This window comes from Bulleidia sp. HCP3S3_C9 (assembly GCF_052064035.1).
GTDB lineage: Bacteria > Bacillota_I > Bacilli_A > Erysipelotrichales > Erysipelotrichaceae > Bulleidia.
On the sequence record NZ_JBQHWJ010000073.1, the window covers coordinates 1 to 6,828 of the forward strand.

Annotated in this window: 8 protein-coding genes; 4 read left to right on the top strand and 4 right to left on the bottom strand. The window is 33.9% G+C overall.

The window, feature by feature from the left end; translation table 11 throughout:
- Window positions 1-122 precede the first annotated feature (122 nt).
- A complete protein-coding gene (locus tag ACTND6_RS10090; protein WP_441023993.1) occupies window positions 123-587 on the top strand; it encodes a GAF domain-containing protein in 465 nt (154 codons plus the stop codon).
- On the opposite strand, the gene ACTND6_RS10095 is transcribed toward ACTND6_RS10090, so the two are convergent.
- The gene (locus ACTND6_RS10095; protein ID WP_441023995.1) at window positions 584-1,387 is read right to left on the bottom strand and encodes an aminoglycoside N(3)-acetyltransferase; all 804 of its coding nucleotides are present in this window, start codon (window positions 1,385-1,387) and stop codon (window positions 584-586) included. The genes ACTND6_RS10090 and ACTND6_RS10095 overlap by 4 nt on opposite strands.
- Before the next feature lie 122 nt (window positions 1,388-1,509).
- Here ACTND6_RS10095 and ACTND6_RS10100 point away from each other — a divergent pair, with 122 nt between their 5' ends.
- On the top strand, window positions 1,510-1,893 hold the full coding sequence (locus tag ACTND6_RS10100; RefSeq protein ID WP_441023997.1) for a metal-dependent transcriptional regulator: 384 nt from the start codon (window positions 1,510-1,512) through the stop codon (window positions 1,891-1,893).
- A gap of 27 nt (window positions 1,894-1,920) precedes the next feature.
- On the opposite strand, the gene ACTND6_RS10105 is transcribed toward ACTND6_RS10100, so the two are convergent.
- From ACTND6_RS10105 to ACTND6_RS10115, 3 genes are all read right to left on the bottom strand, one after another.
- Window positions 1,921-2,850, bottom strand: coding sequence for a metallophosphoesterase (locus ACTND6_RS10105; RefSeq protein WP_441023999.1), 930 nt, complete (start codon window positions 2,848-2,850; stop codon window positions 1,921-1,923).
- Between the two features lie 84 nt (window positions 2,851-2,934).
- On the bottom strand, window positions 2,935-3,525 hold the full coding sequence (locus ACTND6_RS10110; protein ID WP_441024001.1) for an ECF transporter S component: 591 nt from the start codon (window positions 3,523-3,525) through the stop codon (window positions 2,935-2,937).
- Between the two features lie 86 nt (window positions 3,526-3,611).
- Window positions 3,612-4,760 carry an Mbeg1-like protein gene (locus tag ACTND6_RS10115; protein WP_441024003.1) on the bottom strand — a complete coding sequence of 383 codons (1,149 nt, stop codon included), beginning with the start codon at window positions 4,758-4,760 and terminating at the stop codon, window positions 3,612-3,614.
- 122 nt (window positions 4,761-4,882) lie between these two features.
- Between ACTND6_RS10115 and ACTND6_RS10120 the strand changes: the two genes are divergently transcribed.
- Both ACTND6_RS10120 and ACTND6_RS10125 read left to right on the top strand, forming a co-directional pair.
- The gene (locus tag ACTND6_RS10120; RefSeq protein WP_441024005.1) at window positions 4,883-6,085 is read left to right on the top strand and encodes an FprA family A-type flavoprotein; all 1,203 of its coding nucleotides are present in this window, start codon (window positions 4,883-4,885) and stop codon (window positions 6,083-6,085) included.
- A gap of 285 nt (window positions 6,086-6,370) precedes the next feature.
- On the top strand, window positions 6,371-6,562 hold the full coding sequence (locus ACTND6_RS10125; RefSeq protein ID WP_441024007.1) for a hypothetical protein: 192 nt from the start codon (window positions 6,371-6,373) through the stop codon (window positions 6,560-6,562).
- Window positions 6,563-6,828: the final 266 nt, after the last annotated feature.

Sequence of the window (6,828 nt, forward strand, 5' to 3'; positions counted from 1 at the left end):
TACTTTTACCTCGCAGTTAAAGTGTATATCCAGCAATATGATTTTATTGTACTAAAAAGCGGACACTAAAGAGATTTCTGAACTTTTTTGAATCAGGTGGTCAGTTATGTTATATTATTCAAATGGAAAATAAATATATTAATGAACAGATTAGAGGATTTTTAAATGATCCCGACATGATTGCTTCTCTAGCAAATATTTCAAGTGTTATTATGAATGGCTACAATGAATTAAACTGGGCAGGCTTCTATTTTGTAAAAAATGGTCAACTTGTTGTAGGACCTTTCCAAGGTAAACCTGCATGTTCACCAATTCCTTTTACAAAAGGTGTATGTGGAAAATGCTATCGAGACAAAACTGTACAGCGCATTGATGATGTACTTGCAATCAAAGATCATATTGCATGTGATTCCGCAAGTCGTTCTGAACTATGTGTTCCAGTCATCGTCAATGATGAAGTAATTATGGAAATTGATTTGGATTCACCAGTCAAAAATCGATTTGATCAAGATTTTGAAAAAGAAATGCTGGAAGCTGCAAAGGACATTGCATCCTTTTACCTCCAGCATCATTGGCAGATTGATTAACGATATAACTCGTATACTTGTGTTCTTTCCAGGTAGCTTGTTGTTTCGTCAATTGCTCTAGAAGCTGAGAAATACATGATTTTGCATCCACCAATTGTTGTTTGCTTAATCATGTTTTTTCTTTGCATGATTTGTCTGATTTTAATAAAAACTTCGCTGTCTATATCTAAATCCAAATATTTTTTCCACACTGGACCATTTTCACCCTCAACACATGCACCATGAATTTGTATTGGACGAGCTTCGCAACGATACTCGGCCAAATGCATGCATGTTGCCTTGTCAAAATCAACGCCAAATAAAAGAACATTTCCTTTTAATTCATATAATCTAGCTGCAGGCGATTCTTCTGCAAGAGGAAAATGTAAAGATTGTCTATTGCATAATAACTTTGCATATCTTCCCCAGGCTGCATAAGAAACCTGTGGATGATTAGATATAATCACTCCATCTCTATGTCTGAAATTTTCTGCAATTGCGCCCATATACAGGATATCTGACTTACTGGCATCAAATGGCGGTATTGCCTCACGAGCTGTTCGGTATAACTCAGGTGCAACTGCAGGATTTTCCCAATCACTTGGTTCACTGTTATCACATGATTGTGTTGGCATTAATAATGTACCAGTATCTCCAGCCAATTCCATCAATGCATCTACAACCGTTCTTGCTCCACCAATTACATTATGAAAAGAGCTCAAACTAGCATGTACCTCAAGTATTTGATTAGAAGAAACACCTAATTTCTGAAGTGCTTCTATCAACATTTCTTTTGTAACTGGATCTGTAACTACATTCATGAAAAGACCTTCCTACTATTCTTGTTAAATATCATATCATTATTTTTCATCATTTGTGAATTGCTCTTATCTTTTCATTTTTTAAATTTCATATACAATAATAGTTACGAGGTAAAATACATATGACAATGCCAATTTATGAATCCGCTGAGGATTACTTAGAATCTATTTTAATGATTGAAGAGAAAAAAGGAGTCGTACATTCTGTTGATATCGCAGAGGATCGTGGATTTTCAAAAGCCAGTGTCAGTGTTGCTATGAAAAAGCTTCGCGAAAATGGCTATATTGAAATGAAGCATGACGGCTCATTGATTTTACTTCCGCCAGGAAGAGAAATTGCAACAAGAATTTACGAAAGACACAAAGTACTCACAGATTATTTTGAATTTTTAGGTGTAGATAAAGAAGTTGCACAAAAAGATGCCTGCAAAATCGAGCACGATCTTTCAGAAGAAACATTTCTTAAATTTAAAGAAGATGTTGAAAAAAGGCTGTATAAAAAATAACCACTGTAAAATTGAAGTGGTTATTTTTTATACACAGCTATACCCAAATGTATTTTCTTCTTTGACATAATGAATGATTGTTTGTTGATCATCTAGAGAGATGTCATAAACAGCTTGATCTTTTACATCAGATTTTCCCCATGGATAAATTCCAACAATTGTTCCACAATAACAGTTTCCTTGATTATGAAAACACACACGATCACCTTTTTGATAAATCGGTGTACCTAGAATTGGTTGTGAAGCCGCTACTGTTTCTCCAATTTCAAGAATTCGGTTATACAGTTCAGACACATTTCCACTAAGATCCGTATTTGTATGATAATGCCCACCATACCAATGAAGATATGAAATTGAATGTTTCAGAGTTTCAAAATATTCTGTCAATATATCCGTCTTAAAACTATCTCCTTTAAGTTCATACTGATCTGAGGATGATAGACAATGCGTTATTATATAGTCCACTTTATTCTCATTACGCTTTAAATTTTCGATTCCTTCATTCAACTCATCTTGAGATGGAATTTCTTCAGGCCACCAGGATTTGCCAATCACTTTTTTCTCATTTCCTACTGCAGGACCACGGTCATGAGAAGAAGCACCACCCATTGTGAATATCTTCTGTCCTTCTATTTCAAAAACCTGTCCACGCATTAAATGAAATACTTTTTCACGGATAACATGAATTTTTCCGCCATTCCACTGTTTTTGAGGATACTGCATCAAACGTGGAAAACATTCATGATTTCCATCAACAAACAATGTTGTGTATTTTTGATTATTAAAAAAATCTAGCCATTCTTTTTCTTTTCTTTTTTCTTTTTTATAATCCCAGATAAATCCAAAATCACCACAGATGATTAAATAATCACCTTCCTTGACTCGTTTCAAAAATTTTTTGTCCAGTAATTTACGAACATCGATTCCACCGTGCGTATCACCTGTTAAATAAATCATTTTTCTCACCTGAAAATATTATAAAAAAACAGTTCATGTATTTTCAATACACATAAAGAAAAACTGCATGATTTTTCACACAGTTTAATTTTTTGGTGCTAATTTTTTCAAAGTGCCATTGCTTTTCAATCTTGGATACATCGCAATATATAAAGCAGAAGCAATCACAATTGCAAGTACACCATTGACTCCTGTTGTAACAAATTTAGCTGTAGCAAGATATGTCGCTGCCTTTTCAGCACTTCCTAATACAACTAAATAATATAGATATGACAACAATGTTTCGCCAATCAAGTTGAAGATCATACCAGCTGTACAGGATAGAACAACATCTTTATATAATTCACTGTTCTCTTTATCCTGAATGTGAAATATTTTATGTGCAAACAAACCAGTTACAACACCAATACCCATTTTCAAAATAATTGTCTTAGGAGCAACAGTAATATATACAGGATCTAAAAGATCTCCAATCCCCATACCAACTGCTCCAGCAATACCTCCAGGAACACCACCAAGTAATAAAGCTGCCAATACGCAAAATGTATTTCCTAAGTGAAATGATGTAAATCCTACCGGTGTTGGAATTTTAATTTGAAGAAATGTGAACGCAACATAGCACAATGCAGCCATCAATGCCATCACAGTAAGTTTTAATGTCGTAGTTTTATTCATATACGATCCCCCTAACTACAGGAGATATTTTATGATATTCTGGATATATAAAAATATCCAATTCTATAACTTTTTATAAGGTCAGTTTAATTTGATAATTTCTTTTTCAGATTATTTGCTGCTTCTTTGATTCCATTTCCCAAAGAATCCGTTGTTTCACCAATGTAACTTTTCGCAAGTTCTACAATCACCATTTTAAAATTATCTAATTTTTCCTTTGGTAATGAAGATAGTTTCATAACAATTTTAGGAACATTTGCAATAATTGATCTATTAAACTCCGACACACATGCAGCTCCACTTGACTCTAATACTTCAAAAATCGTTTGTACAAACACTTCCCTATCTTCTAATGATAAGTCTTTCAGCCATCCACGAATTGTCTTATCCGCTAATATGCTATTTGCACTTCTTTCTTCAACTTCGATAAAATGATTTCTGATAACTTGCCATGTATTTGCATCGTGCTGCATCAATCCCTTCCCGCTGGATTGAATGACTTTTCTTTTTCCTGAAGAATACATCAAAACTCCAATCACACTACATTCTGGAACAATTGCTTTTATTTTTGGCAGCAATTTCTGATATTGTTCTTTCATCGTTATTTCATACATAAATCCAGGAGCATCATTTGAATACACTTCAATGATATTTTCTTGAATGGAAGCATCACAAAAAGCACTTGCATAAATAGCAAAATTTCCACCTTTTGAATGTCCACCAACACGCAGTTTTACACTTTTATCAAGAAAATGTTCATTCATATAAAGTAAAGATTCTCTCTGTCCTGCAGTTTCTTCCATATAAGAAAAGCAAAGATCTTCCTTCCATCCTGTAAAAGTATCATCTGTTCCGCGATACGCTAAATATACAGTCCCATCTGATAGATACATTTGAACAGCACTCATCTGCTGGCTTTTTTCATCATTGATATAATTCACATATCCTTTTAAACGAATATTACCATACCGTTTAGAATCAATCATTTTATCCATTAATAATGGTGCTTTTGCGATAAAACTTGTTCGTGCAAGTATTTCTTCACGCGTATGAATATGATAATATTGCTCATAGATTTCTTTCAAAGTCGCTCCATCTTCTTTATCTTCTGGAATACATCCATCAAAATCTGTATATGCAAGTTGTGCTAAAACTAAATTATCTACTTCATTAAATGGGTCACATGAAAAAGGAACATCACTTCTCCATTCTAAATAGTCAAATATATTCGCCATAATCAACCTCTTGTCTAATACTATATTACAGTAAAAAAATATACAAAATCTATAATATATCAGTTCCATTTTCATCCATTCTGAACTATGATTTCTAATATAAAAAAAGGAGATAGTCATTTATGTATAATGTTCGCAAAATTAATGATGATATTTATTATCTAGGAGCAAATGACAGACGTATTGCTTTATTTGAAAATGTTTACCCTGTTCCTGAGGGAATGTCATATAACAACTATTTAATCAAAGACGAAAAAACTTGTCTGATGGATGGTATTGATGAATCAGTATCTAGACAATTTTTAGAAAATCTCACCTATGCTTTAGAGGGAAGAAAACTAGACTATATGGTCGTTCAGCATATGGAGCCAGACCATTGCTCAGTAATCCCTGATCTTTTCAAAATGTACCCTGAAATGAAAATTGTCAGCAGTGTTCAGGCATTTAAAATGATGGAAAATTTCTACCATATTGATACAAAAGATCGCTCTATTGTCATCAAGGAAGGAGATACACTTTCCCTTGGAAAGCACGAATTACACTTTATTTCTGCCCCAATGGTACACTGGCCAGAAGTAATGATGACATACGAATCCACAACAGGCACTCTCTTTTCCGCAGATGCATTTGGTGCATTTGGCGCAATGAGTGGAAATATTTTTGCAGATGAAGTTAGATGGGATCACGACTGGAGAGATGAAGCAAGAAGATATTACGTTAACATTGTCGGTAAATACGGCCCACAAACACAGGCAGTGCTGAAAAAAGCTTCCACTCTTGATATCAAAATGATATGCCCGCTTCACGCACATATCTGGAGAAAAGACTTTGAACAGATTCTTTCTCGCTACCATCAATGGTCAACATATGAACCACAAAGATATTCCGTTGCAATCTTCTATGGTTCTATTTATGGAAACACTCAAAACGCAGCAGAAATTCTAGCAATGAAGTTAGCAGAAGAAGGCATGAGAAGTGTTATGGTCTTTGATACATCCAAAACAGACACATCTGAACTTGTCTCACGTGCTTTCCAGTATTCAACGCTTGTATTTGCTTCTGCTACTTATAATGCAGAAGTCTTTGATTCCATGCAGAATCTATTAACAGAATTAAAGAATCACAACCTTTCCAATAGAACAATTGGTCTAGTTGAGAATGGTTCCTGGGCTCCAATGGCAGCAAATAAAATGAAAGCACAGCTTGCGTCTATGAAGAATATGAAAATTGTAGATCCAATTGTTAAAATACAATCTTCAGTATCTGAAGAAAATCTCAAACAGCTTGAAGTTCTAGCAAAAGAATTAGCTGCAAATACAAAATAAATTCAAAAAATCAGGTCAATTCCTGATTTTTTTGTTTAAATGCAAAAAATTTACGATTTTTCGAAAAAATTCAATATTTCCTCAAATTAAGTAATCGCTTACAATATTACCAGAAAGCTGGTGTTATGCGATTAAATCGAATGCTTTATCACGGCAATCAATATTCACCTTATGTTTTCTCACATCCTGAAAATCCTTAATTTGTCATTAAAGTGAATCAAGTGATTTCTGTTAGATTGTTGATAACTACCGCTTTCTCTTTCACATTTACAATCGGTGGCATATATGAAGAACTTAGAAAAATGGTTAGATAAAGATGTAGTTCTCATTCTAAAAAACGGACAAGAAAAAACCGGCACACTCAAAGGCCCGGTTATCGAATCAGATATGATTGAAAATGAAGTCCGTTTACTAAACGGTATATTTGTTACACATATTAAAATCAAAGATATTGTAGAAATTAAAGATGCCTTCTGATATTCCTTTGCATGGAGATTTCCCCTCGATTCACTCCATGTAAAGGTTTTTTTATAGTAAATCTATTGATTTATCATTACAACGTACGTACGGGTTAACTCTGAAAGAATGAGTGCCATGCCCGGCACAATAGAGTAGAGTGAAGTAAATTAAATAATCGGCTAATCTACAATCGTGTGGTTGCAGATTAGCTATTTTTGTGAATGAACAAAATAATAAGATATAATAAATGAGCCAAAGAAAGTTAATGTCTAAGCAGTTATTCA

Bases quoted from the DNA above. Each gene is read 5' to 3' on its own strand.
- ACTND6_RS10110 (WP_441024001.1), bottom strand. From the start codon at position 3,525: ATGAATAAAACTACGACATTAAAACTTACTGTGATGGCATTGATGGCT.
- ACTND6_RS10090 (WP_441023993.1), top strand. From the start codon at position 123: ATGGAAAATAAATATATTAATGAACAGATTAGAGGATTTTTAAATGAT.
- ACTND6_RS10115 (WP_441024003.1), bottom strand. From the start codon at position 4,760: ATGGCGAATATATTTGACTATTTAGAATGGAGAAGTGATGTTCCTTTT.
- ACTND6_RS10120 (WP_441024005.1), top strand. From the start codon at position 4,883: ATGTATAATGTTCGCAAAATTAATGATGATATTTATTATCTAGGAGCA.
- ACTND6_RS10100 (WP_441023997.1), top strand. From the start codon at position 1,510: ATGACAATGCCAATTTATGAATCCGCTGAGGATTACTTAGAATCTATT.
- ACTND6_RS10095 (WP_441023995.1), bottom strand. From the start codon at position 1,387: ATGAATGTAGTTACAGATCCAGTTACAAAAGAAATGTTGATAGAAGCA.
- ACTND6_RS10105 (WP_441023999.1), bottom strand. From the start codon at position 2,850: ATGATTTATTTAACAGGTGATACGCACGGTGGAATCGATGTTCGTAAA.
- ACTND6_RS10125 (WP_441024007.1), top strand. From the start codon at position 6,371: ATGAAGAACTTAGAAAAATGGTTAGATAAAGATGTAGTTCTCATTCTA.